This is a genomic window from Citrobacter sp. L55, from assembly GCF_002850715.1.
In the GTDB taxonomy this organism is placed as follows: Bacteria; Pseudomonadota; Gammaproteobacteria; order Enterobacterales; family Enterobacteriaceae; genus Citrobacter; species Citrobacter braakii.
This window is the reverse complement of the sequence record NZ_KZ559406.1, coordinates 37,632-61,679: the sequence shown is the minus strand read 5'-3', so window position 1 is coordinate 61,679 and position 24,048 is coordinate 37,632. Positions and strand designations below refer to the sequence as shown.

Below are 24,048 nucleotides of genomic sequence, written 5' to 3'. Positions count from 1 at the left end.
TTGGCGTATTGCGTGAGAGTCAGGTGCAATACGCCTTTTTCAGTGAATCCACCAGCACTTCAGAAGCGGTAGATAACTTATGATGCGCCGAACGCAAAACGCCGATCCGACGCTGGATCACCGGCGTATCCAGATCGATACAGGTTGCACCCAGCTCTGTCATTTGCGTGCGGCACAATGCGGGCACGGCGCTGCCGCCCAGTCCGCTCGCCACCAGGCGACCAACCGTCACCAGTTGATGGCTCTCCAGCGCCACTTCCAGCGTATGCCCACTTTGCACCAGCTGTTCTTCCAGCATCAGGCGCACGGCGGAAGGACGTTGCAGGGTGATAAAATCCAGCGTCAGTAATTCGCGCCACGCAATACGATCCCGGCCCGCCAGTTTGCATGTCGGCGGAACAATCGCGATAAAACGATCCACGCCGAGCGGGGTGAAATGCAGATGCCCTGAAGAGTCCGGCTCAAAGGCGATGCCCATCTCCACCCGCCCTTCACTGACCATCTCAATCACTTGTTCGTTAATGACGTCATGTACCGTTACGTTGATCCCGGAGTAGGAATCACGAAACGTTTTCAGTACCGATGGCAGGACGTTAGCGGCGAATGAGGGCATGGCGGCAATAGAGATTTTCCCGCGCTGCAACGTAAAGCGCTGGCGCATAGCCTCTTCCGTATTCTCCCAGTCCGCCAGCAGCTGTCGCCCCATGTTGAGCAGCGTTTCCCCCTCCTGCGTCAGAGTCACTTTGCGGGTGGTTCTCAACAGTAACGCCCCGCCCAGTGAATCCTCCAGTCCTTTAATCGCCAGGCTTAAAGCGGGTTGCGACATATTCAGTCTTTCACTGGCATGAGCAAAATTCAGAGTGTGAGCTACCGCTAAAAACGCGCGTAACTGTTTGATGCTCATTCCCATTTCGCATTCCTTTAACTTGTTGAATACCTTTAATTAACATTAAATTGATAAAAAAACCCAATGAGTGAGTCACAAATTTAAAATTAACAAATCATTTTTCACCCCCAATGATGTCGGCAAGGACAACAGGAGGGGCAAGTGTATGGCTGGACTGGATAAACGGGTTGCCACCTATCAAGAGGCGCTGGAAGGACTGACCGATAACATGACGCTGCTGGCGGGCGGTTTTGGCTTATGTGGGATCCCTGAGAACCTGATTGCCGAAGTACGCCGTCGGGAGGTTCAGGGGCTTACGGTTGTGTCAAACAACTGCGGCGTGGATGGTTTTGGCCTTGGCGTTTTGCTGGAAACGCGCCAGGTACGCAAAGTGGTCGCATCTTATGTAGGTGAAAACGCCCTGTTTGAGCAGCAGGTTCTCAGCGGTGAACTGGAAGCTATCCTGACGCCGCAAGGCACGCTGGCTGAGCAGCTGCGCGCGGGCGGCGCGGGGATCCCGGCATTCTTTACCGCGACCGGATACGGAACCCCGGTCGCGCAAGGGAAAGAAGTTCGCGAGTTTGCCGGACGCCCTTACATCTTAGAGCAGGCGATAACCGGTGATTTTGCGTTGGTTAAAGGCTGGAAAGCCGACTGGTACGGCAACGTTATTTATCGCCACACCGCACAGAATTTTAATCCGCTAATGGCTGCCGCTGGGCGTATTACCGTCGTGGAAGTTGAAGAAATTGTCCCTCCCGGAGAGCTGGACCCCGCCGCAATTCACACCCCCGGAATTTACGTTAACCGCATTATCCAGGGCCAGTTTGAAAAACGTATTGAACAACGCACCCTGCGCCAGAAAGGAGCCTGACCATGTTAACGCGTGAACAAATGGCGATGCGTGTCGCCCGCGAGCTGCGAGACGGTTATTACGTCAACCTCGGGATTGGTATTCCTACTCTGGTGGCGAACTACATTCCTGAAGGCATGGACGTAATGCTGCAATCGGAAAACGGCTTGCTGGGTATGGGCCCGTTTCCCACGGAAGATGAAATTGATGCTGACATGATCAACGCCGGGAAACAGACCGTGACGGCGCGCAAAGGCGCGGCAATCTTCGACTCGGCGCAATCCTTCGCCATGATCCGCGGCGGTCACGTCGACCTGACGGTGCTCGGCGCGTTTGAAGTGGATGTTAACGGCAATATCGCCTCATGGATGATCCCCGGAAAAATGGTGAAAGGCATGGGCGGCGCGATGGATTTGGTTGCCGGAGCCGACAACATCATCGTGGTGATGACGCATGCCTCTAAAAGCGGCGAGTCGAAACTGCTTCCCGCCTGCACCCTGCCGCTGACCGGCGTGGCCTGTATTAAACGCGTGCTTACCGATCTGGCGCTGCTGGAGATTGCCGATGGGGCGTTCATTCTGCGCGAGCGAGCGCCGGGCATCAGCGTCGATGAGATTGTCGCCAGAACCGCCGGCAAGCTGATCGTTCCCAAAAATGTCCCCGAAATGCACTTTAGCTGAGGAGCTGACCATGCAGGATGTTGTTATTGTCGCGGCAACGCGCACCCCAATTGGCAGTTTTCATGGCGCGCTGGCGCCGCTTTCCGCGGTTGAACTAGGTTCAGTGGTGATCCGTGCGCTGCTGGAAAAAACCGCCGTGGCACCTGAGCAAATTGATGAAGTGATCTTCGGCCAGGTTCTGACGGCAGGCTGCGGCCAGAACCCTGCCAGGCAAACGGCGTTACGCGCAGGACTGCCGGTCACCACGCCCGCGTTAACCCTGAATCTGGTGTGCGGCTCGGGCATGAAGGCGGTGCATCAGGCGGTCCAGGCGATTCGCTGCGGCGATGCGCAAATTGTGATTGCCGGTGGGCAGGAGAGCATGAGCAATGCGCCCTATTTCCTCGACGGTGCCCGGGCGGGACTGCGGCTCGGTCATGCCAGCATGAAAGACAGCGTGGTGCATGACGGTCTGTGGGATGCGTTTAACGACTATCACATGGGGATTACCGCGGAAAATCTGGCGGATAAGTTCGTGATCGGTCGCGAGCAGCAGGACGCCTTTGCCCTGCGCTCACAGCAAAAAGCGGCCGCCGCCATTGAAGCCGGTCGTTTTAGCGCGGAAATCACGCCAGTCAGCGTCCCACAGGGCAAAAAACCGCCGCGTGTCGTGGATCGTGACGAACAGCCTCGTCCGGATACGCAGGCTGAAAAGCTGGCGCAGCTCAAACCAGCGTTTCGCCCAGGTAACGGCACGGTGACCGCCGGGAATGCCTCTTCAATCAACGATGGCGCCGCCGCGGTGATGTTGATGAGCGCCGCCAAAGCAGCAGAACTCAATCTGCCGGTTCTTGCCAGAGTGGCGGGCTACGCCGTCTCCGGCGTCGACCCTGCGATTATGGGCATTGGGCCGGTAGAGGCATCACTTCAGTGCCTGAAGCGAGCTGGCTGGACGTTGAATGATGTCGATCTCATTGAAGCCAACGAAGCCTTTGCCGCGCAAGCGCTGGCGGTTGGCGAATCCCTGAACTGGGACAGCAATCGGGTGAACGTAAACGGCGGCGCGATTGCGCTGGGCCATCCCATTGGCGCGTCAGGTTGCCGAATTCTGGTGACTTTGCTGCACGAAATGGCCCGCCGTAACGCTGCCAAAGGGCTGGCTACGCTGTGCGTAGGCGGCGGTCAGGGGGTGGCGCTGGCGGTTGAGCGCCCGCAGGAGGTATCTCATGAAAAGTAAGCATATCTGCGTACTGGGCGCGGGGTTAATGGGTGTCGGTATTGCCACCCACTTCGTCCGTTATGGTCACGATGTCTGGCTGTACGACACTGATAGCAACCGTATTGCAGACATTGGCGCAGTTGCCAGCGGTATTCTGGATGAACTGATTGCCACCGAACAGTTTCCTAAAAACGACAAAGAACAGGCTGTGAGTCGTCTGCATGGTACTACCTCGCTGCACGATATTGCCGCGTGCGGGTTACTGATCGAAGCCATCCCGGAGCGACTCGAACTCAAGCACGCGTTGTATGCACAACTGGAAGCACTGATCGCGCCTGAGGCCGTCATTGCCAGTAACACCAGCGGCCTGCCGCCGGATGCGCTGGCAGAAAAGCTCGCCCATCCTGAGCGGTTGTTAATCGCCCATTTCTGGCACCCGCCGCATTTTATTCCACTGGTCGAGATTGTACCCGGCACGGCCACGAAGCCGGAATATCTGCAGGAACTGCAACAGCTGCTGCTTTCGATGCAGCTGGAAGCCGTCGTGCTCGACCGCGCCGCGCCGGGGTTTGTCGGTAATCGCCTGCAGTTCGCTCTGCTGCGTGAAGCGTTGCATATCGTAAAAAGCGGGATCGCCAGCGCAGAGGTGGTGGATCAGGTAATGCGCGCCTCGCTCGGTCGTCGCTATGCGATGGTCGGTCCGCTGGAGGCGGCGGATATGACCGGACTTTCTACGGTACAGGACATTTGTCGGCATCTGCTACCGGAGCTGGCAACCGGGAGCGACATGATGTCTCTGGTCGCTGACAAGGTGGCTAACGGTGATACCGGTTTGCGCAGCGGTCAGGGATTTTATCGCTGGGATGATTCGCGCAAGGAATATATCCAGCAACGCAGAGAGCATCAGCTGCGCTTTGCCCTGAAACCGTAACTTCTCTTTCTGTACCCCCACTATAACAATGATATTGAGGAGTCATGATGAGTGTATTAATCGCCCTGGCAGCGTTGGGCCTGCTGATGCTGGCAGCCTATCGCGGATATAGCGTCATCCTGTTTGCCCCCATCGCGGCATTAGGTGCTGTATTGCTCACCGAACCCAGCGCCGTCGGCCCTGCCTTCACCGGCCTGTTTATGGAAAAAATGGTCGGTTTTGTGAAGCTTTACTTCCCGGTGTTCTTACTGGGCGCTGTGTTTGGCAAGTTAATCGAGTTATCGGGTTTTTCTCGCTCCATCGTTGCCGCCGCCATCAACATTCTCGGGCGTCGTCACGCCATCCCTGTGATTGTGCTGGTGTGTGCACTGTTGACCTACGGCGGCGTATCGCTGTTCGTGGTGGCATTTGCGGTATATCCGTTTGCGGCGGAGCTGTTCCGTCAGAGTAATATTCCGAAGCGCCTGATCCCGGCCACCGTTGCGCTGGGCGCGTTTTCTTTCACCATGGACGCTCTGCCAGGCACGCCGCAGATCCAGAACATTATTCCGACCAGCTTCTTTGGAACTAACGCCTGGGCCGCGCCCTGGCTGGGTTTGATCGGCTCTCTGTTTATCATCGTTGTCGGTCTGGTTTATCTCGAGCGCCAGCGTCGTAAAGCGCAGGCAAAGAATGAAGGGTATGGCACTGAACTGTTAAACGAGCCGGAAACGCCGGATAACATTAACCTGCCGAACCCGATAATTGCTATCTCTCCGCTGATCCTGGTTGGCGTTTTTAACCTACTATTTACCCACTGGATCCCGCAATGGTATGGCGCTACGCATCAACTGGAACTTCCGGGCCTTGCCAAACCGATTACCACCGAAGTCGGTAAAATCACCGCTATCTGGGCGGTAGAAGCGGCGCTGATTTCTGGGATCCTGCTGGTGGTACTCTTCGGCTATCGCAACATTAAAGGTCGCCTGGCGGAAGGGAGCCGAACGGCGGTTGGCGGCGCGATCCTCGCGGCCATGAACACCGCATCAGAATACGGTTTTGGCGCAGTGATCGCCGCCCTGCCAGGTTTCCTTGTGCTGTCAAAAGCGCTGGCGGCCATTCCCGACCCGCTGCTCAATGAGGCTATCAGTATCACTACGCTTGCCGGGATCACCGGTTCAGCGTCTGGCGGGATGAGTATTGCCCTCGCCGCCATGTCTGACACTTTTATTGCCGCCGCCCATGCCGCCAATATTCCCCTCGAGGTCTTCCACCGCGTGGCGTCAATGGCCAGTGGTGGTATGGATACCCTGCCACATAACGGTGCGGTCATTACCCTGCTGGCCATAACCGGTCTTAGCCATCGTCAGGCGTACGGCGGGATATTCGCCATTACCGTAATTAAAAGTCTGGCCGTGCTGTTTGTTATCGGCGTCTTCTACACCACCGGAATTGTTTAAGGAGAATCATCATGAACTTAACGGGAAAAACCGCTCTGGTTACCGGCTCTACCAGCGGTATTGGATTAGGCATCGCACAGGTGCTGGCGCAAGCGGGCGCTACCCTGATCCTTAACGGATTTGGTGATGTGGAAGCCGCCAAAGATGCCATTGCACAATATGGCAAAACGCCAGGCTATCATGGCGCGGACCTGAGCGATGAAGCGCAAATTGCCGACATGATGCGCTATGCCGATAGCGAATTTGGCGGTGTGGATATTCTGGTCAACAATGCCGGGATCCAGCATGTTTCACCGGTGGAGACCTTCCCGGTTGATGAATGGAACGCGATTATCGCCATTAACCTCTCTTCTGTCTTTCACACCACGCGCCTGGCGCTTCCCGGCATGCGTACGCGTAACTGGGGACGCATCATCAATATCGCTTCTGTTCATGGCCTGGTGGCCTCAAAAGAGAAATCCGCCTATGTGGCGGCGAAGCACGGCGTGGTGGGATTAACCAAAACCATTGCGCTGGAAACCGCGCAGACGGGTATTACCTGTAATGCGCTGTGCCCCGGTTGGGTGCTTACGCCGTTGGTCCAGCAGCAAATCGATAAACGTATTGCCGAAGGCGCTGAGCCTGAAGCTGCGCGTGACGCCCTGCTGGCGGAAAAACAGCCGTCGCGCGAATTCGTCACGCCGCAACAGTTGGGTGAGCTTGCGCTATTTTTGTGCTCAGACGGGGCGTCGCAGGTGCGTGGCGTGGCGTGGAATATGGATGGCGGCTGGGTGGCGCAATAAAGACATCTGGTGCCGGATAAGACCCCGTCGCATCCGGCACACCATCTTTACGATTTTAACTGATAATCCAGCGTGATTTCCGCGTTCAGTACCTGTGATACCGGGCAGCCGGCTTTTGCTTTCTGGATGATGCCGTCAAACGTGGCGGCATCTATCCCCGGGACGCTCACCTGACTGTGTAGCGCGACTTTGGTGATAGCAAATCCGGCATCCACTTTATCCAGAGAAACATCGGCAGTGGTATCAATGGCATCTGGGGTAAAACCCGCTTCGCCCAGCATGAGCGAAAGCGCCATTGAGAAGCAGGCTGCATGCGCCGCGCCAATCAACTCTTCAGGATTGGTGCCTTTCGCCCCTTCAAATCGGGTATTAAACCCATACGGTTGCTGATTCAACACCCCACTTTCGGTCGATACGGTACCTTTACCGCGCTTAATGTCGCCTTCCCAGTGTGCCTGACCTTTCTTATGGATAGTCATTACCGCTCTCCTGTGTTGTCGTTGGAGTTACAAGTATAGGACGGCTGAGAAAAAGCATGGCACATACGGGATAGTTCTCATTTGCCGCTTAAGCATTGACCTTTCAGCTGAAATGACCGACCATCCAGAAAGCCGCTATTTTCAACATCGGCTTTCTATCAGGTTGTATTTCGTCCGTTCTCATACGGACTCGCCCTTGAAACCAGTAACAGGATTAAGGAGTTAGAATGAAATCGAACCGTCAGGCCCGTCATATTCTCGGACTGGACCACAAAATCTCAAACCAACGTAAAGTCGTGACCGAAGGTGACAAAACCAACGTGGTCAATAATCCTACCGGAAGAAAGCGCCGCGCTGACGCCAAATAGCCTTTCGCACGTCTGACTGAATAACGAGATAAACACCATTGCAACCGCAGTGGTGTTTTTGCTTATAAAACCCCTTAACCCATTCACAATGCTTTATACTTCGGCCGTTTCCCTGGCTGACAGGCCACATACGATCATAAAGAGTGCCAGGGACGGTTATTCAAAAAAGAGTGAGTGACATGGAAAACGAAACTAAAAAACTGCGTTCCCTTTACATCCCCTACGCTGGCCCGGTTCTGCTTGAATTCCCTTTACTGAATAAAGGGAGTGCTTTCAGTGCGGAAGAACGCCGTAACTTCAACCTGCTGGGGTTACTGCCGGAAGTGGTCGAGACGATTGAAGAACAGGCTGAACGCGCCTGGATCCAATATCAGGGATTCAAAACCGAAATCGATAAACATATTTACCTGCGCAACATCCAGGACACCAACGAAACCCTGTTTTACCGCCTGGTGCATAATCACCTTGATGAGATGATGCCGGTTATCTATACCCCAACGGTTGGCGCGGCCTGTGAGCGTTTCTCCGAGATTTATCGTCGCGCGCGCGGCGTGTTTATCTCTTATCAGAACCGCCACAATATGGACGATATCCTGCAAAACGTTCCTAACCACAATATCAAGGTCATCGTTGTCACCGATGGGGAGCGTATTTTGGGTCTTGGCGATCAGGGGATCGGCGGGATGGGTATTCCAATCGGTAAACTGTCGCTGTATACCGCGTGTGGTGGGATCAGCCCGGCCTACACCCTGCCGGTGGTACTGGACGTCGGAACCAACAACCAGCAACTGCTCAACGATCCGCTGTATATGGGCTGGCGTAATCCGCGTATCACCGATGATGAATACTACGAATTTGTCGATGAATTCATCCAGGCTGTGAAGCATCGCTGGCCGGACGTGCTGTTGCAGTTTGAAGACTTCGCACAGAAAAACGCCATGCCGCTGTTGACCCGCTATCGCGATGAAATTTGCTCGTTTAACGACGATATTCAGGGTACCGCTGCGGTGACCGTTGGCACGCTGATTGCGGCCAGCCGTGCTGCCGGTAGCCAGTTAAGCGAACAGAACATTGTCTTCCTCGGGGCAGGTTCCGCCGGTTGCGGAATTGCCGAGCAGATCATCGCGCAAATCCAGCGTGAAGGTTTAAGCGAAGAAGCGGCGCGTCAACGCGTGTTTATGGTCGATCGCTTCGGCCTGTTAACCGATAAGATGCCGAACCTGCTCTCTTTCCAGACCAAACTGGTGCAAAAACGCGAAAATCTGCAGCACTGGGATACGCAAGAAGATGTGCTGTCGTTACTCGATGTGGTACGCAACGTTAAGCCGGACATCCTGATTGGTGTTTCCGGACAGACCGGCCTGTTTACCGAAGAGATCATTCGCGAAATGCATAAGCATTGCCCGCGTCCGATCGTCATGCCGCTGTCTAACCCGACTTCCCGCGTAGAAGCCACGCCACAGGATATTATCGCCTGGACCGAGGGTAACGCGCTGGTTGCGACCGGTAGCCCGTTCGCACCGGTACTGTGGAAAGAGAAAATCTATCCCATTGCCCAATGTAACAATGCCTATATCTTCCCGGGAATTGGTCTGGGGGTAATTGCTTCTGGCGCATCGCGTATCACCGATGAAATGCTGATGTCAGCCAGTGAAACGCTGGCGCAGTATTCACCGCTGGTGCTCAACGGCGAAGGACTGGTGTTACCTGAGCTGAAAGATATTCAGACCGTTTCCCGCGCCATCGCGTTTGCCGTCGGTAAAATGGCCCAGCAGCAAGGCGTGGCGGTGAAAACCTCCGCCGAAGCGCTGCAACAGGCGATTGACGATAATTTCTGGCAGGCAGAATACCGCGACTACCGTCGTACCTCTATTTGACGGTTTGCCCGGCGGCACTCTGCTGCCGGGCGCTCAGAACTTGCGCGACTGCGTGACTTACGATTACACTTTCACCATCGATTAACATTTGGAAAATAATAAGGAGGATACTTATGCTGTACTGTGAACGTTTTATCGTTTCACATGCTTTTGGCGATCGCCAGTGCTCAAGCGTTATCGGTATCGTGCTGCGATAACTTCTGCTTGAGCGAAGCTAACTTCTAAATCCCCTTCTCTCGGGCTTACCGGGTTATCGTCAGCGATGTTTGACGAGGCGTTTTTACGCCTGTAACTCTTGAGTAAGCAACAATGAGCACATTACTAACCGCACAATCCTTACACGTTGATACGGCATTCGGCACGCTATTCGACGATCTTTCCTTTACCCTGAAAAAAGGCGACCGCATCGGGCTTATCGGTTACAACGGCTGCGGCAAAAGCACGCTGTTAAAACTGCTCGATGGCACAATTTCGCCGACCAGTGGGGTTATCGCGCAGGCAAATCACTGCCATCTCGCCCGTGTAGAACAACATCTGCCTGACGAAATATTGCCGCTCACGCTGCAGGAAGCTGTTCTGGCTCAACTGCCCGAGCATGAACGCGCAGGTCAGCAGTGGCGAGTTGAAGCACTGCTCGCCGAAATGGGGTTCACGCCGGAGAATTTATCTCTGACAGCACACACGCTGAGCGGCGGCCAACACACGCGTCTGTTATTGGCGCGGGCGCTGATGCGAAACCCTGACCTGCTGCTGCTGGATGAGCCGGGTAACCACCTGGACTTGCCAACATTACTGTGGCTGGAACAGTTCTTACAAAACTGGTCTGGCAGTTTTGTGGTGGTTTCCCACGACCCGCAGCTGTTAGACGCGGTGACTCACGGAACCTGGATCCTGCGCGATCGAACTCTCCATTCCTTCGATCTGCCTTGTAGCGCGGCGCGTCAGGCTCTGGCAGAAAGAGACATCAGCGATGCTCTGCGCCATAAGGCTGAGCAAAAGGAGATAGACCGGGTGACCGCCAGCGCCAAACGGCTGGCTACCTGGGGGCGGGTCTACGACAACGAAGATCTTTCCCGCAAGGCCAAGCAGATGGAAAAACAGGTACAGCGCCTGAAAGAGGTACAGACTGAAGTGACGTCAGGAAGTCAGTGGACACTAACATTGCAGGGAGATGCCCTGCGTGCGGATCGTTTGCTGGAGATGACTAATCTGTCCGTGGCCCCTGCTCCCGACGCCGATACGCTGTTTTCCATTGCCGGACTCCGGTTAAAAAGCGGCGATCGCGTGGCGATTGTCGGGCGCAACGGTTGTGGGAAATCATCGTTGTTAAGGCTTATCTGGCAACAGTTTCACTCACAACTGGCATCACCTTCACTGGTGTTGCACCCGCGTGTTACGTTGGGGTATTACGACCAGACGCTGCACCAACTCGCAGATAACGATTCGTTATTTGACGCGCTGGAGCCGTTTGCTCCGCAGCCTGATATCTGCAAAATGGCGCTGATTAGCGCGGGTTTTCCGTGGGTTCGTCACGCGCAGCGGATCAGTTCCCTAAGCGGCGGTGAGCGCTCCCGGCTGCTGTTTGTTGGGCTAACGCTTGCGCGCTACAGCCTGCTGATGCTCGATGAACCGACCAACCATCTGGATCTGGAAGGTAAAGAGGCGTTGGCAGAAACGCTGCAAAGCTATAACGGCGGCGTGTTGTTGGTCAGTCACGACCGTCAGCTTATTAGCCAAAGCTGTAACCGGTTTTGGTTGATCGACAAGGGCGAACTCAGTGAATGGCACGATCTGGACGCGGTCAATGCGCGTATTCGGGAAACATCCTCGGAGATAACCGTTCCCAAAACGGTGGTCGTTGCGAGAGTCGAAATAAGCGGTGACAGCGATGGAGTGCTGGAACAACTTCTTGAGCTGGAGCAGCGTCTGGCTGACGATCTTGCCCGCAAGCCGAAACATCAAAAGCCGCTGTTACAGGCGCAATGGCGTGAGGAGATTGAGCGCCTGAACTCACAACTGGAGTAAACCGTATTGCCGGATGGCAGCCTACGTCAGCAAAATGCGCGTGTAGGCCCGTCATCCGGCTTATCTTTTGTTATTGCGGTTTTTTCTCTTTCCAGGCATCCCAGGCCTGCTTGATCTCTTGCTTTGCCGTAGCGGCGTCATTGAAACCGTTTAATTCGACCTTCTTGCGCCCTTCCGGCAGATCTTTGTACACGCGGAAGAAAGACTCCAGACGTTGAACTTCAATCTTAGGCAGGTCGCTCAACTCTTTGATGTTGTCATAAGTGGGGTCAATTTTGCTGGCCGGAACGGCGACAATTTTATCGTCCTTTTCACCGCCGTCAATCATCTTCAGTACGCCTATAGCCCGCAGCTTAATCAACGTTCCCGGGGCCAGCGGCGCACGGGTATAAAAGATAACATCCAGCGGATCGCCGTCACCGGCTAAAGACTGGGTTAGTGAACCGTAGTTGGCGGGATAGGCAACCGGCATTGACTGGAAGCGATCGGCCACGATAAAACCGGTTTTGGCGTCAGTTTCATATTTAATCATTCCACCTGCCGGGATTTCGGTTACGGCATAAAACTCTTCAGGGGTATTTTCCGGTTGAGGAAATTCGAGGATGTTCTGCGCCTGAGCGGACGCACAAAGAAACACGCTGACTGCGAGTAATTTTTTCACCAGATGCATTGTCTTTTAACTCTTCTATTATTGGAAAGACAATACCTTACGTTCAGCAGATGACAGAAACATGACGTTTTTTTGGCAAAAAAATGGCGCTACAGGTGTAGCGCCATTACGATCAGGGCACGTCAGGAGTTAGTTAACCCCTTCCTCGCTCTCTTTTTTCGCTTCTTGTCGTTCAACTTCGCGATACCAGCGTGGGTGATGTTTCTTCGCCCAGCGACGGCTCACTTTCCCTTCGACCATGCCTTTAATCGATCCTTTCACCCAGAATGCCATATACATGTGGATGAGGATGGCGTGCATCAGGATAATCCCCGCAGCCGCATGGATAAGCAGGCTATAGCGCACGACCTGCATCGGGAAGAACTGCGCAAAGTATGGACGCCAGATAATGATGCCGGTGATCAGCAGCACGAAAATCATGCTCATGATCGACCAGAACATCATTTTCTGCCCGGCATTGTACTTACCCACGTCCGCCACTTTGTGTTCATTGCCTTTCAGCACTTCCACAATGTTTTTCAGCCACGGGATATCTTTTTTATCCGGGATGTTGTGGTGAACAAAGCGTACAAACATGAACATCAGCGCCACGAAGATCAGCAGTCCGAAGAACGGGTGCAAAATGCGCCCCATCTGCGGCGTACCGAATGTCTGCGTCAGCCATTGCAGAGTCGGGAAGAAAAACGAAATCCCCGACAACGCCACCAGGAAGAAGCAGATCACCACTGTCCAGTGACAGGCGCGGTCGATAAACTTCGTGCGCACAATCATTTTCGACTTACTCATGATGATCCTCCTCGTCGTCGTCCACTTCCTTATTCGGACCGATACCAATGTAGTGATAAATCAGTCCGGCGAAGGTGGCGATAAATCCGGCAGCGGCCAGCGGTTTCAGCGCCCCTTTCCACAGATTGATAGAGGTATCGATCTGCGGTTCTTTCGGCAGGCCGTGATACAGCTCCGGCTGGTTGGCATGATGCAGAACGTACATCACGTGCGTGCCACCCACACCTTCCGGGTTGTAGACACCGGCATGTTCATAACCACGTGCTTTCAGTTTTGCCACACGCTGTTCGCCCATTTCCAGCATTTCCTGCTTGGTACCGAAATGGATTGCCCCGGTCGGACAGGTCTTCACGCAGGCAGGCTCCTGCCCGACGCTGACGCGGTCCACACACAGCGTACATTTATATACGCGGTTATCCTCTTTATTGAGGCGCGGAATATTAAATGGACACCCGGCAATACAGTAGCCGCAGCCAATGCAGTGCTCTGACTGAAAATCAACAATCCCGTTGGCGTACTGGATGATAGCCCCGGCAGACGGGCATGCCTTCAGACAGCCCGGATCTTCACAGTGCATACAGCCGTCTTTACGAATCAACCACTCGAGCTTGCCGTTCTGTTCGGTTTCGGTAAACCGCATCACCGTCCAGGACTTGGCGCTAAGATCGGCAGGGTTGTCATACACCCCGACGCAGTGGCCGACTTCATCGCGGATATCATTCCACTCTGAGCATGCCACCTGACAGGCCTTACAGCCTATGCAGGTGGAAACGTCGATCAGCTTTGCGACCTCAGCTTTGTAATCACGGGCCTGAGGCGGCGGCGTGATGGCGTTTGTTGCGGACCGTTTGATGATGTCCTGCGTTTCCATAGACATATGTTCGCCTCCCTTACGCCTTCTCGATGTTAACTAAAAACGCTTTGTATTCCGGCGTTTGCGAGTTTGCATCACCGACATTCGGCGTCAGGGTGTTGGCGATATAGCCTTTACGCGCGACTCCTTCAAAGCCCCAGTGGATCGGGATCCCAACCGTTTCAACCTGCTGACCGTTGACGTGCAGAGTACGCAGACGACGGGTAACCACGGCAACTGCGCGAATAAATCCACGCTTGCTGCTAACTTTGACGTGATCGCCGTTGGAGATCCCCTTCGCTGCCGCCAGCGTTTCGCTGATTTCCACAAACTGCTCTGGCTGGGCAATCGCATTCAGCAATGCGTGCTTGGTCCAGGTATGGAAATGTTCGGTCAGACGATAGGTCGTTCCGACATACGGGAAGTCCTGTTTCGTGCCCATGCGTAACTTATCCGCTTCGTACAGACGCGCTGCCGGGTTGGAGATCACGTTCGGATGCAGCGGGTTCGTACCCAGCGGCGTTTCCATCGGCTCGTAGTGTTCCGGGAACGGACCTTCCGCCATCTTATCGATAGCGAACAGACGACCCAGCCCTTCCGGCTGCATAATAAACGGATTGGTGCCACTGCCCGGTGCTGCGGTGTTGAAGTCCGGGATATCGTTCCCCGTCCACTTCGTGCCGTTCCACTGGATCAGCATGCGTTTTGGATCCCATGGCTTACCTTGCGGGTCCGCCGAAGCGCGGTTATACAACACGCGACGGTTTAACGGCCATGCCCAGGCCCAGCCCAGCGTATTACCGAGACCTGAAGGGTCGGCGTTATCGCGATTGGCCATCTGGTTGCCCTGCTCGGTCCAGCTACCGGTATAAATCCAGCAGGACGATGACGTAGACCCATCATCGCGCAGAAGCGCAAAGCTGCTGAGTAACTGGCCTTTTTTCGCAACCAACACACCGTTGGCATCATAGAGATCTTCCAGCGCATAGCCGTTGTTCTCTTTTGCCACTTCCTCGGAGTGCGGTTCGTCCGGCTGCTTATAGTTCCAGCTCATTTTCAGCACGGGTTCTACGGCTTTACCGCCTTCAGTGCGATACATGTCGCGCAGACGGTGATAAATACCGGCCAGAATTTCGCCGTCGTTGCGGGCTTCACCCGGGGCATCCTGACCTTTCCAGTGCCACTGCAGCCAGCGACCGGAGTTGGCGATGGAGCCGTCCTCTTCCGCAAAGCAGGTGGATGGCAAACGGAAGACTTCGGTCTGAATAGAAGCCGGATCAACGTCGTTTGATTCGCCGTGGTTCTGCCAGAACGTAGAGGTTTCGGTCACCAGCGGATCGATAACCACCAGATACTTCAGTTTGCTCAGGCACTGCACCACTTTGTTTTTGTCCGGGAAGGACGCGACCGGGTTAAAGCCCTGACAGATGTAGCCGGTCACTTTCCCGCTATCCATCATGTTGAAGTATTTGATGACGTCGTAGGACTGATCCCACTTCGGCAGCCACTCAAAGCCCCAGTCGTTTTCTTTCTGCGCCGCATTGCCGTAGAAAGATTTCATCAGGCTGACGAAGAATTTCGGGTAGTTGCCCCAGTAGTTCACCTGATCGGCCAACGTCGCTTTTGGCGTGTTAGCAGCCAGATAGGTTTGCAGATCGGCCTGTTTCTCTGACGGCAGCGTCAGGTAGCCTGGCAGACTGGTAGAGAGCAGCCCTAAGTCGGTTAAACCCTGAATGTTGGAGTGACCGCGTAAAGCGTTGACCCCGCCACCTGCCATCCCCATGTTGCCGAGCAGCAACTGGATCATGGCCATGGTACGGATGTTCTGCGCCCCGACGGTATGCTGTGTCCAGCCCAGTGCATACAGGAACGTGGTGGTGCGATCCGCTGCGCTGGTGGAAGCCAGCACTTCGCAGACTTTCAGGAAGTCTTCTTTTGGCGTACCGCAGATGTTTTCCACCACATCCGGCGTGTAGCGGGAAACGTGCTGTTTTAGCAGATTCCAGACACAGCGAGGATGGCTTAACGTTTCATCGCGTTTCGCGTAGCCGTTTTCATCGAACTGGTAGTTCCAGGACGATTTATCGTATTGGCGTTTTTTCGCGTCGTAACCGCTGAACAGGCCGTCTTCGAAAGCAAAATCATCACGCACCAGCAGGCTGGCGTTGGTGTAATGCTTAACGTATTCAGCGTTGATTTTGTTGTTTTCAATCAGATACAGCAAGACGCCGGACAGGAACGTAATGTCCGTGCCGGAACGAATTGGCGCGTAAATATCCGCTACCGAGGCTGTACGTGTAAAACGGGGGTCAACAACAATTAGCGTGGCATCATTGTTGTTTTTAGCTTCCATCGCCCAGCGGAATCCCACCGGATGTGCTTCAGCGGCGTTACCGCCCATCACCATCACGACGTTGGCGTTTTTAATATCAACCCAGTGGTTGGTCATCGCACCGCGACCAAATGTTGGAGCAAGACTTGCTACCGTTGGTCCGTGTCAGACGCGCGCCTGGTTGTCTACTGCCAGCATGCCGAGTGAGCGCACAAATTTTTGCGTCAGCATGCCGGTTTCATTACTTGCCGCAGATGCACACAGCATCCCGGTAGAAAGCCAGCGGTTTACCGTTACGCCCTGCTCATTCTTCTCAATAAAGTTGGCGTCGCGGTCAGTTTTCATCAGCTTCGCGATACGGGTGAAAGCCTCATCCCAGCTGATACGCTGCCATTTGTCGGAGCCTGGAGCGCGATATTCCGGGTAACGCAGACGGTTTTCACTGTGCACGTAATCCAGTAATCCTGCACCCTTAGGGCATAATGCCCCACGGCTCACCGGATGATCCGGATCCCCTTCAATATGGTAAATCGACTCTTTGGCGTTTTTTGCTCCATCTCCCAGGCTATACATTAATAGCCCGCAACCTACGGAACAGTATGTGCAGGTGTTTCGGATCTCTTTGGCGCGCAACAGCTTATAGTTTCGCGCCTGAGCCAGTGCCATTTTGGGTGCAAAACCCAGAGCGGCTACTGTTGTTCCCGCCATACCGCCCGCGCAGATTTTAAAAAATTGTCTGCGGCTGACGTCCATTGCTTTCCTCTTTTTTGCAGGGATTCGTACAGGAAATCTCTCAAATTGCGCCAGCGCGGCATGATTGAAAGATGACATGTACAACTTCGCGACGAAACTATCAGCTATATCCATATTTTTTTTGCGTCAAATCAATAACGAAACGGTTCCGCTACTAAATAGTGCACTTCGCTTAACCTTTGTACCCATAAGGGAGTAGACAAAAGGGAATTAATTAGCGCGCTACGGTGTAAAGGTGCTATACATTTCAGCTTAATTTTTGCCAGTACCATGGACAGACAATCAGCATGACAAAACAAAAAGCAACGTTAATTGGGCTTATTGCCATCGTGCTCTGGAGCACGATGGTCGGGCTTATTCGTGGGGTAAGCGAAGGACTGGGGCCGGCAGGCGGCGCGGCGATGATTTTTACATTAAGCGGCCTGTTGCTGATATTTACCGTCGGATTCCCAAATATCAGAAAAATTCCTGTGCGATATTTAATCGCCGGTAGCGTGCTTTTTGTTAGCTATGAAATATGCTTAGCGCTGGCCCTCGGCTATGCCGCCACTCGTCACCAGGCTATTGAAGTGGGTATGGTCAATTATCTCTGGCCAAGTCTGACAATATTATTCGCCATCTTATTTAATGGCCAAAAAACAACCTGGTTGGTGATTCCCGGATTAATCATCGCATTGACCGGGGTTTGTTGGGTGTTGGGGGGCGAAAACGGCCTCAATCCTGGAGAAATTATCAGTAATGTTGCCAGCAGTCCGCTTAGCTATTTCCTTGCCTTTCTCGGTGCTTTTATCTGGGCAACGTATTGCACGGTGACCAATAAATATGCGAAAGGTTTTAACGGCATCACCGTGTTCGTTTTACTAACGGCGGCAAGTTTGTGGGTTTACTATTTTATTACGCCTCAACCGGAAATGGTTTTCAGCACTTCGGTGACGATTAAAATGTTCACTGCAGCATTAACGTTAGGATTTGCCTATGCCGCGTGGAATATTGGCATTTTGCATGGCAACGTGACCGTTATGGCCGTCGGGTCTTATTTTACTCCAGTGCTGTCCTCTGCGCTGGCCGCGGTGTTGCTCAGTGCCCCGCTGTCACTATCCTTCTGGCAAGGAGCGCTGATGGTCTGCGCGGGGTCTCTGCTTTGCTGGCTGGCAACACGCCGTGCCTGAAAAAAAGTCGGGTTTTATCACAAACAAATAAAATCCGGCTATACTTTAGACAATTTAATGAATAATAATTGTTCATTCCACTGCGGTTTATGTTTATATTTTTTTAATTAAATGTTAAATATATGGAAATTAATTAACGCCAGAAAGTATTACTCGGTCATCTATATCTCTTCACATGTATATATTACACCTGCGAAACTAACGCCATTTAAATCATAGTCCGCACAATAGTCCCCCATGTAAATATACCCATTCCGATCTGTCACATATTAAGATTAATACAATCAGCTATATTATGTAGATCTGGATCACACAACTTCAAATATTTCGCAATATTATGAAACTTATTATTGAACTTATACCACTGCGTCATTTAAAAATGGTTTGCCATTGACGAACTCCTTCGTTTAGCAATGGTTTAGGAAACACACCAAGAAATAATTATAAGGATTATTTAGAATGAAACTTAAATTAGTTGCAGTGGCAGTGACTAGCCTGTTGGCGGCAGGTGCGGTAAACGCAGCTGAGGTATATAACAAAGACGCAAACAAACTGGACCTGTACGGTAAAGTTCACGCTCAACACTACTTCTCTAACGATACCAGCAGCGATGGCGACAAAACTTACGCGCGTCTGGGCTTCAAAGGCGAAACTCAGATCAACGACCAACTGGTTGGTTTTGGTCAGTGGGAATATGAATTCAAAGGCAACCGTTCTGAAGATCAGGGTTCCGACAAAGATAAAACCCGTCTGGCATTCGCTGGCCTGAAATTCGCTGAATACGGTTCTTTCGACTACGGTCGTAACTACGGCGTAGCTTACGACATCGGCGCATGGACCGACGTTCTGCCAGAGTTCGGTGGCGATACCTGGACCCAGACTGACGTCTTCATGACTGGTCGTACTACTGGCGTTGCAACCTACCGTAACACCGACTTCTTCGGTCTGGTCGAAGGTCTGAACTTTGCCCTGCAGTACCAGGGTAAAAACGATCGTAGCGCCGACAAAGAAGCTAACGGCGACGGCTTCGGTCTGTCAACTACCTATGAGTACGATGGCTTCGGCGTAGGTGCAGCCTATGCGAAATCTGACCGTACTGACTCCCAGAACAACCACAGCGGTCAGTTCAAAGCTGACGGTAAGAACGCTGAAGTTTGGGCTGCTGGCCTGAAATATGATGCGAACAACATCTACCTGGCAACCACCTACTCCGAAACCCGTAACATGACTACCTTTGGTGGTACTGTTAAAGGTACTGAGATCATCGGTATTGCAAATAAAGCACAGAACTTTGAAGCTGTTGCTCAGTACCAGTTCGACTTCGGTCTGCGTCCGTCCGTTGCTTACCTGAAGTCTAAAGGTAAAGACATCAACGGTTACGGCGACCAGGATCTGGTTGAATACGTAGACCTGGGTGCTACCTACTACTTCAACAAAAACATGTCCACCTTCGTTGATTACAAAATCAACCTGCTGGATGCCAACAACTTCACAAGAGCTGCCGGTGTAAGCACTGACAACATCGTTGCTGTTGGTCTGAACTACCAGTTCTAATTTTGTTGTAGTCTGAATACAAAGCCAGTCCTTCCAGGGCTGGCTTTTTCTCTTAATGTAGACTCGGTCATAAGGAGTATGCCGTGCAGACATTCACTGGTCGTTGTCTTTGCGGGCAGAGTCATTTTACCGTCGACGTCGAAATGCTGGATGTCTATGCCTGTCATTGTACGCTGTGCCAGAAGTGGTCAGGTGGCATCGCTATGTATCTGGAAGCCAGCGCTCAGCCGCTGATGTCGCCGGATTCAGCAGAACCTTCGCACTTCCCATCTTCAAATCGTGGTGAACGTTTCTTCTGTTCCGGTTGCGGGTGCCCGCTGTGGTTTACCCTAACGGGCAGCGATCGTTATTTTGTGCCGTGGACGCTGCTGGAACTGAATGAGGTGGATCGCCGCCGCCTGGTTTTAGCGGCAGAGATCTATACGGAAACACAGCCTGCGTTCTGGAGGCTGACGGGGCAATACGCTCGACTGAGTGGGAAAGAAGTCGAAGAGATGGATTACCCCTGTCATTTAGCCCATTAGTTATTGACGCTGTACCTTTGCCAGACTGAACCACATTCCTACCGCTAATACGATAAGCATGCTGCCGGCGCTGCTTAAGGCCACGCTGTGCGACCAGGTAAAGGCTTCTTTAGCAGCCGACAGCAACGCCTCACTCAGCGACGACGGGAGCGAGTGCGCCAGTTGCACCGCCTCACCCATTGACGATGAGGCTCGTTCTATCTCCTGTGGATTAAGTCCGACAGGCGGCAGAATCGAGGCTGAAAAGCTGCGGCTCAACAACAAACCAAAGATAGCGATCCCAAGCCCGGCCCCCAGTTCATAAGCCATTGTCTCAATGGCGCCCGCGGCTGCGGCTTTTTCTGCCGGGGCTGCCGCCATGATAGCCGCCGTCGAGGCCAGCAGCGCACTGGCGGCGCTGAAACCGAGCAAAGCCATTAATATCCAGGCTTGAATCTGCTGAGTACTGAAATCTGTCATCGCCAGGCCGTAAAAACTGACGGCGCTAAGCGCCATACCCGCCGTTGCCACACAACGTAATCCCAGGCGTGACACCAGCATACCGGCAATGGGTCCGCTGAAGCCGCTTGCCAGCATCACCGGCAGCATAAACAGTCCCACCTGATACGGTGTTAAACCATGAACAAACTGTAGCTCCTGAGCCATCAGTAACTCGAAACCCACCAGAGTTATCATGGCGGTCATCGCCATCACAACGCCGCTTAAGATGATGCGATGCGTGAACAGCCGCATATCTATCATCGGGCGGGAAGCGGCAAGCTGGATGCGGACAAACTGCCACAACAGTAACGCGCCGGTTAACAGCGTCAACGTAATGGCAACGGTCGCCGTATGCCCTTTCAGCGCGGTTTTAGCGCTGTAAACCAGCAGCAGAATGGCGACAATCAGCATTATTGCATGACCGAAATTTAACGATTGATCGCGACGTCCGGCCTGGCGCGGCACTAAACGTGCGGTTAAGGCCATCACCACCAGGACAATCGGTACATTAATTAAGAATACGGATCCCCAGTAGAAGTGCTCCAGCAGCATTCCACCAACCAGTGGGCCAAATGCCGCACCGCCGGAACCCACGGCAGCCCAGACACCGAGCGCCATATTGCGATGCCGTTGCTCAGCGAATGTGGCGCGAATACCCGCAAGCGTTGCCGGAACAATCATCGCCGCCCCAATCGCCAATACGGCCCGGGTGGCAATCAGCCAACCCGCGCTGTGGGCAAAGGCAGCGGCCAGCGATGCGAGGCCAAATAATCCGCCCCCTAACAGCAGCAGACGTTTAAAGCCAATACGATCGCCCAGCGCGCCCATTGGCAATACCATTCCGGCCATTACCAGAGAATAAATATCAATGATCCACAGCAGCTCGTTACCACTGGCGCCCAGCGTCATACTCAGCGTGGGCGCGGCAACGTGCAGCACCGTTGCATCAATCGCAACAGGGATGTAGACCAGTACAATAATGACTAACGTTAACCACTGACGAAACATAAAACTCCCTAACGAAACTGAAACTGGACACGTGTCCAGCTTTAGCGATCCTACGGAAATTTGAACGTATGTCCAACTTTTTGTTAGACTGCGTGCTATACGGGTACAGGAGGAAAGATGAGCTATCTGAATCGGGACGAACGTCGGGAAGTTATTCTGCAAGCGGCCATGCGTGTCGCGCTTGAGGAAGGATTTACTGCGATGACGGTGCGGCGTATTGCCACGGAAGCGCAGGTGTCTACCGGGCAGGTACACCATCACTTTACCTCTGCGGGTGAGTTAAAATCCCTCGCTTTTGTGCAACTGATACGGACCCTTCTGGATGCCGAACAGGTCAGTGATAACGCTAGCTTCCGCGAACGACTGCATGCCATGTTGGGCAGTGAAGATGGCGGGTTCGAACCCTACATTAAACTGTGGCGTGAAGCGCAGGTCCTGGCGGATAAAGATCCGGAAATCAAAAGCGCCTACCTGCTAACCATGCGGATGTGGCATGAAGAAACCGCCGCTATCATCACTCAAGGACAGAGTGCAGGTGAATTCTCAGCAATACCGGATGCGGCCGAGGTGGCCTGGCGCTTAATCGCATTGGTTTGCGGCCTGGATGGCATCTATGTCTTAGGCATTGAGGAAATGGCCGACCCTGCATTCGTGCGCCATTTGGATCGTATGATTACGTTAGAGTTAGTTAATTGATGTTATAGATGAATTAATAATACATCTTTTATTTTTACAATTGGTAACACTTAAGCAACATGTAATTCCCTCATCACGCCGCGTTATTGCGCTTTTTTATCTATTCTTTCAGTCAATATTCCCAAAACTTTTCAATAGTTTCTAAAAAGAACTCGCGCGGCGCTGTGTGCGTTTATTTCTTTTTCATGAACGGCATGGGCATGGAGAATAATATGTCAGCATCAAATGAGAAAAATAATCGTTATCTTTTAACTGACTGGAAACCGGAGAATCCCGCCTTTTGGGAAAACAAAGGTAAGCATATTGCACGCAGAAACCTCTGGATATCAGTAAGTTGTCTGTTGCTGGCGTTCTGCGTCTGGATGTTGTTTAGCGCCGTGGCCGTCAATCTGAATAAAATTGGTTTTAATTTCACTACTGACCAATTGTTTTTATTAACGGCATTGCCTTCTCTTTCTGGCGCAATATTGCGCGTTCCCTACTCCTTTATGGTACCTATATTTGGTGGGCGCCGGTGGACCATTTTTAGCACGATTATTCTGGTTATTCCCTGCGTCTGGCTCGGTTTTGCCGTGCAAAATAACGCTACTCCGTTTGGCGTATTTATTATCATTGCGCTGATGTGTGGTTTTGCTGGCGCAAACTTTGCCTCCAGCATGGGTAATATCAGCTTTTTCTTCCCCAAAGCGAAACAAGGCAGCGCATTAGGCGTTAACGGTGGTCTCGGCAACCTTGGCGTCAGCGTGATGCAGTTGATCGCGCCGCTGGTGATTTTTCTGCCTATCTTTACCTTTTTGGGCGTACAGGGCGTACCGCAAGCCGACGGCTCGTTATTGTCGCTGGCCAATGCCGCATGGATTTGGGTTCCGTTACTGCTGATAGCCACCTTAGCAGCAGGCATGGGAATGAACGATATTGCCAGTTCGAAGGCCTCAATTGCTTCCCAGTTGCCGGTCCTCAAACGTTTTCATCTGTGGTTATTAAGCCTGCTGTATCTCGCCACCTTCGGTTCATTTATCGGCTTTTCGGCAGGCTTTGCCATGCTGGCGAAAACTCAGTTCCCGGACGTGAATATCCTGCAACTGGCGTTCTTCGGCCCCTTCATCGGCGCTCTTGCGCGATCGGCAGGCGGCGTGATCTCTGACAAATTCGGCGGTGTGCGCGTCACGTTAATTAACTTCATCTTTATGGCGTTGTTTAGCGCCCTGCTGTTCCTCACCCTGCCTGGGTCAGGCGAAGGAAACTTTGTCGCCTTCTACCTGGTGTTTATGGGCTTGTTCCTGACTGCGGGTCTGGGAAGCGGCTCAACCTTCCAGATGATCGCGGTGATCTTTCGCAAAATCACCATATACCGGGTGAAGCTGCACGGTGGTACTGAAGAACAGGCCCAACGTGAGGCGGTAACCGATACCGCTGCCGCGCTGGGATTCATCTCTGCTATTGGCGCTGTGGGGGGCTTTTTCATCCCCAAAGCGTTTGGTTCATCGCTGGCGCTGACCGGCTCTCCGGTGGGCGCAATGAAAATATTCCTCGTGTTTTACATCGTCTGCGTGCTGGTGACCTGGCTGGTCTATGGCCGTAAATCACAAAAAAAATAACAAAATGGATACCGCAGGATCGGACAGTTCGATAGGCCGGATAAGGCGTTAACCGCCATCCGGCCTACCGTTCGATTCACCGTCGGCAATATTCTCAAAGCAGGAGT

At 53.1% G+C, this 24,048-nt stretch carries 20 protein-coding genes and 1 pseudogene; 14 read left to right on the top strand and 7 right to left on the bottom strand.

From position 1 onward, the window contains the following. Positions 1-19: 19 nt before the first annotated feature. Entirely contained in the window at positions 20-910 is an 891-nt protein-coding gene (locus tag B9P82_RS16875; RefSeq protein WP_016153095.1) for a LysR family transcriptional regulator, read from the bottom strand. Positions 911-1,052: 142 nt separating this feature from the next. Here B9P82_RS16875 and B9P82_RS16870 point away from each other — a divergent pair, with 142 nt between their 5' ends. From B9P82_RS16870 to B9P82_RS16845, 6 genes are read left to right on the top strand one after another with little or no spacing between them, the layout of a single operon-like run. Further along, the gene (locus tag B9P82_RS16870; protein ID WP_016153096.1) at positions 1,053-1,760 is read left to right on the top strand and encodes a CoA transferase subunit A; all 708 of its coding nucleotides are present in this window, start codon (positions 1,053-1,055) and stop codon (positions 1,758-1,760) included. A 2-nt stretch (positions 1,761-1,762) separates the two neighbouring features. Next, complete coding sequence (locus tag B9P82_RS16865) at positions 1,763-2,419, top strand: CoA transferase subunit B (RefSeq protein WP_101700660.1); 657 nt, start codon at positions 1,763-1,765, stop codon at positions 2,417-2,419. Positions 2,420-2,429: 10 nt separating this feature from the next. Beyond that, complete coding sequence (locus B9P82_RS16860) at positions 2,430-3,635, top strand: acetyl-CoA C-acetyltransferase (RefSeq protein ID WP_016156539.1); 1,206 nt, start codon at positions 2,430-2,432, stop codon at positions 3,633-3,635. Beyond that, entirely contained in the window at positions 3,625-4,548 is a 924-nt protein-coding gene (locus tag B9P82_RS16855) for a 3-hydroxyacyl-CoA dehydrogenase family protein (RefSeq protein WP_016153099.1), read from the top strand. Before B9P82_RS16860 ends, B9P82_RS16855 begins: the two co-directional genes overlap by 11 nt. A 44-nt stretch (positions 4,549-4,592) precedes the next feature. Next, a complete protein-coding gene (locus tag B9P82_RS16850; RefSeq protein WP_196615732.1) occupies positions 4,593-5,987 on the top strand; it encodes a GntP family permease in 1,395 nt (464 codons plus the stop codon). Positions 5,988-5,998: 11 nt separating this feature from the next. Further along, positions 5,999-6,769 carry a 3-hydroxybutyrate dehydrogenase gene (locus tag B9P82_RS16845; RefSeq protein ID WP_101700659.1) on the top strand — a complete coding sequence of 257 codons (771 nt, stop codon included), beginning with the start codon at positions 5,999-6,001 and terminating at the stop codon, positions 6,767-6,769. A gap of 47 nt (positions 6,770-6,816) precedes the next feature. Here the strand turns inward: B9P82_RS16845 and B9P82_RS16840 are convergent, their stop codons facing one another. Next, positions 6,817-7,248 carry an OsmC family protein gene (locus B9P82_RS16840; RefSeq protein WP_019076792.1) on the bottom strand — a complete coding sequence of 144 codons (432 nt, stop codon included), beginning with the start codon at positions 7,246-7,248 and terminating at the stop codon, positions 6,817-6,819. Between the two features lie 227 nt (positions 7,249-7,475). Here B9P82_RS16840 and sra point away from each other — a divergent pair, with 227 nt between their 5' ends. The 3 genes from sra to B9P82_RS16825 all read left to right on the top strand — a co-directional run bounded on the left by sra (position 7,476) and on the right by B9P82_RS16825 (position 11,518). Next, a complete protein-coding gene (gene sra / locus B9P82_RS16835) occupies positions 7,476-7,616 on the top strand; it encodes a stationary-phase-induced ribosome-associated protein (protein WP_016153103.1) in 141 nt (46 codons plus the stop codon). 179 nt (positions 7,617-7,795) lie between these two features. Further along, the gene (maeA, locus tag B9P82_RS16830) at positions 7,796-9,493 is read left to right on the top strand and encodes a malate dehydrogenase (protein WP_016153104.1); all 1,698 of its coding nucleotides are present in this window, start codon (positions 7,796-7,798) and stop codon (positions 9,491-9,493) included. Between the two features lie 309 nt (positions 9,494-9,802). Continuing rightward, positions 9,803-11,518 carry an ABC-F family ATP-binding cassette domain-containing protein gene (locus tag B9P82_RS16825; RefSeq protein WP_101700658.1) on the top strand — a complete coding sequence of 572 codons (1,716 nt, stop codon included), beginning with the start codon at positions 9,803-9,805 and terminating at the stop codon, positions 11,516-11,518. A gap of 69 nt (positions 11,519-11,587) precedes the next feature. Here B9P82_RS16825 and B9P82_RS16820 read toward each other — a convergent pair. The 4 genes and pseudogenes from B9P82_RS16820 to fdnG form a co-directional block, all read right to left on the bottom strand. Continuing rightward, positions 11,588-12,188: pseudogene (locus B9P82_RS16820) on the bottom strand (inorganic diphosphatase); the annotation flags it as partial. A 129-nt stretch (positions 12,189-12,317) separates the two neighbouring features. Then, positions 12,318-12,974 carry a formate dehydrogenase-N subunit gamma gene (fdnI, locus tag B9P82_RS16815; protein WP_016153106.1) on the bottom strand — a complete coding sequence of 219 codons (657 nt, stop codon included), beginning with the start codon at positions 12,972-12,974 and terminating at the stop codon, positions 12,318-12,320. After that, positions 12,967-13,851 carry a formate dehydrogenase N subunit beta gene (fdnH, locus tag B9P82_RS16810; RefSeq protein ID WP_016156544.1) on the bottom strand — a complete coding sequence of 295 codons (885 nt, stop codon included), beginning with the start codon at positions 13,849-13,851 and terminating at the stop codon, positions 12,967-12,969. The genes fdnI and fdnH overlap by 8 nt, the downstream gene beginning before the upstream one ends. A gap of 13 nt (positions 13,852-13,864) precedes the next feature. Beyond that, entirely contained in the window at positions 13,865-16,912 is a 3,048-nt protein-coding gene (gene fdnG, locus B9P82_RS16805; RefSeq protein WP_085951054.1) for a formate dehydrogenase-N subunit alpha, read from the bottom strand. A 287-nt stretch (positions 16,913-17,199) separates the two neighbouring features. Between fdnG and yddG the strand changes: the two genes are divergently transcribed. The 3 genes from yddG to B9P82_RS16785 all read left to right on the top strand — a co-directional run bounded on the left by yddG (position 17,200) and on the right by B9P82_RS16785 (position 20,159). Continuing rightward, positions 17,200-18,081 carry an aromatic amino acid efflux DMT transporter YddG gene (gene yddG, locus B9P82_RS16795; RefSeq protein ID WP_016156546.1) on the top strand — a complete coding sequence of 294 codons (882 nt, stop codon included), beginning with the start codon at positions 17,200-17,202 and terminating at the stop codon, positions 18,079-18,081. A 459-nt stretch (positions 18,082-18,540) separates the two neighbouring features. Then, positions 18,541-19,635: a porin OmpD gene (gene ompD, locus B9P82_RS16790; RefSeq protein ID WP_019076795.1), complete on the top strand. Its 1,095-nt coding sequence runs from the start codon at positions 18,541-18,543 to the stop codon at positions 19,633-19,635. A gap of 143 nt (positions 19,636-19,778) precedes the next feature. Beyond that, positions 19,779-20,159, top strand: a complete 381-nt coding sequence (locus tag B9P82_RS16785; RefSeq protein ID WP_087121860.1) for a GFA family protein — start codon at positions 19,779-19,781, stop codon at positions 20,157-20,159. Here B9P82_RS16785 and B9P82_RS16780 read toward each other — a convergent pair whose 3' ends face one another. Then, a complete protein-coding gene (locus B9P82_RS16780) occupies positions 20,160-21,647 on the bottom strand; it encodes an MFS transporter (protein ID WP_101700656.1) in 1,488 nt (495 codons plus the stop codon). Positions 21,648-21,764: 117 nt separating this feature from the next. Here B9P82_RS16780 and B9P82_RS16775 point away from each other — a divergent pair, with 117 nt between their 5' ends. Beyond that, positions 21,765-22,343 (top strand): TetR family transcriptional regulator, encoded by a 579-nt coding sequence (locus B9P82_RS16775; protein ID WP_047358147.1) that lies wholly within the window; start codon positions 21,765-21,767, stop codon positions 22,341-22,343. Between the two features lie 212 nt (positions 22,344-22,555). Beyond that, the gene (locus B9P82_RS16770; RefSeq protein ID WP_047358146.1) at positions 22,556-23,941 is read left to right on the top strand and encodes a NarK family nitrate/nitrite MFS transporter; all 1,386 of its coding nucleotides are present in this window, start codon (positions 22,556-22,558) and stop codon (positions 23,939-23,941) included. Positions 23,942-24,048 lie beyond the last annotated feature (107 nt).

What these genes read in the sequence shown, in the direction of transcription:
- B9P82_RS16785 (WP_087121860.1), top strand. Translation starts at nt 19,779, where the DNA reads ATGCTGGATGTCTATGCCTGTCATTGTACGCTGTGCCAGAAGTGGTCA.
- B9P82_RS16860 (WP_016156539.1), top strand. Translation starts at nt 2,430, where the DNA reads ATGCAGGATGTTGTTATTGTCGCGGCAACGCGCACCCCAATTGGCAGT.
- B9P82_RS16855 (WP_016153099.1), top strand. Translation starts at nt 3,625, where the DNA reads ATGAAAAGTAAGCATATCTGCGTACTGGGCGCGGGGTTAATGGGTGTC.
- B9P82_RS16840 (WP_019076792.1), bottom strand. Translation starts at nt 7,248, where the DNA reads ATGACTATCCATAAGAAAGGTCAGGCACACTGGGAAGGCGACATTAAG.
- B9P82_RS16770 (WP_047358146.1), top strand. Translation starts at nt 22,556, where the DNA reads ATGTCAGCATCAAATGAGAAAAATAATCGTTATCTTTTAACTGACTGG.
- B9P82_RS16850 (WP_196615732.1), top strand. Translation starts at nt 4,593, where the DNA reads ATGATGAGTGTATTAATCGCCCTGGCAGCGTTGGGCCTGCTGATGCTG.
- B9P82_RS16870 (WP_016153096.1), top strand. Translation starts at nt 1,053, where the DNA reads ATGGCTGGACTGGATAAACGGGTTGCCACCTATCAAGAGGCGCTGGAA.
- fdnH (WP_016156544.1), bottom strand. Translation starts at nt 13,851, where the DNA reads ATGTCTATGGAAACGCAGGACATCATCAAACGGTCCGCAACAAACGCC.
- ompD (WP_019076795.1), top strand. Translation starts at nt 18,541, where the DNA reads ATGAAACTTAAATTAGTTGCAGTGGCAGTGACTAGCCTGTTGGCGGCA.
- sra (WP_016153103.1), top strand. Translation starts at nt 7,476, where the DNA reads ATGAAATCGAACCGTCAGGCCCGTCATATTCTCGGACTGGACCACAAA.
- B9P82_RS16845 (WP_101700659.1), top strand. Translation starts at nt 5,999, where the DNA reads ATGAACTTAACGGGAAAAACCGCTCTGGTTACCGGCTCTACCAGCGGT.
- maeA (WP_016153104.1), top strand. Translation starts at nt 7,796, where the DNA reads ATGGAAAACGAAACTAAAAAACTGCGTTCCCTTTACATCCCCTACGCT.
- yddG (WP_016156546.1), top strand. Translation starts at nt 17,200, where the DNA reads ATGACAAAACAAAAAGCAACGTTAATTGGGCTTATTGCCATCGTGCTC.
- B9P82_RS16865 (WP_101700660.1), top strand. Translation starts at nt 1,763, where the DNA reads ATGTTAACGCGTGAACAAATGGCGATGCGTGTCGCCCGCGAGCTGCGA.
- B9P82_RS16775 (WP_047358147.1), top strand. Translation starts at nt 21,765, where the DNA reads ATGAGCTATCTGAATCGGGACGAACGTCGGGAAGTTATTCTGCAAGCG.
- B9P82_RS16875 (WP_016153095.1), bottom strand. Translation starts at nt 910, where the DNA reads ATGGGAATGAGCATCAAACAGTTACGCGCGTTTTTAGCGGTAGCTCAC.
- B9P82_RS16825 (WP_101700658.1), top strand. Translation starts at nt 9,803, where the DNA reads ATGAGCACATTACTAACCGCACAATCCTTACACGTTGATACGGCATTC.
- B9P82_RS16780 (WP_101700656.1), bottom strand. Translation starts at nt 21,647, where the DNA reads ATGTTTCGTCAGTGGTTAACGTTAGTCATTATTGTACTGGTCTACATC.
- fdnI (WP_016153106.1), bottom strand. Translation starts at nt 12,974, where the DNA reads ATGAGTAAGTCGAAAATGATTGTGCGCACGAAGTTTATCGACCGCGCC.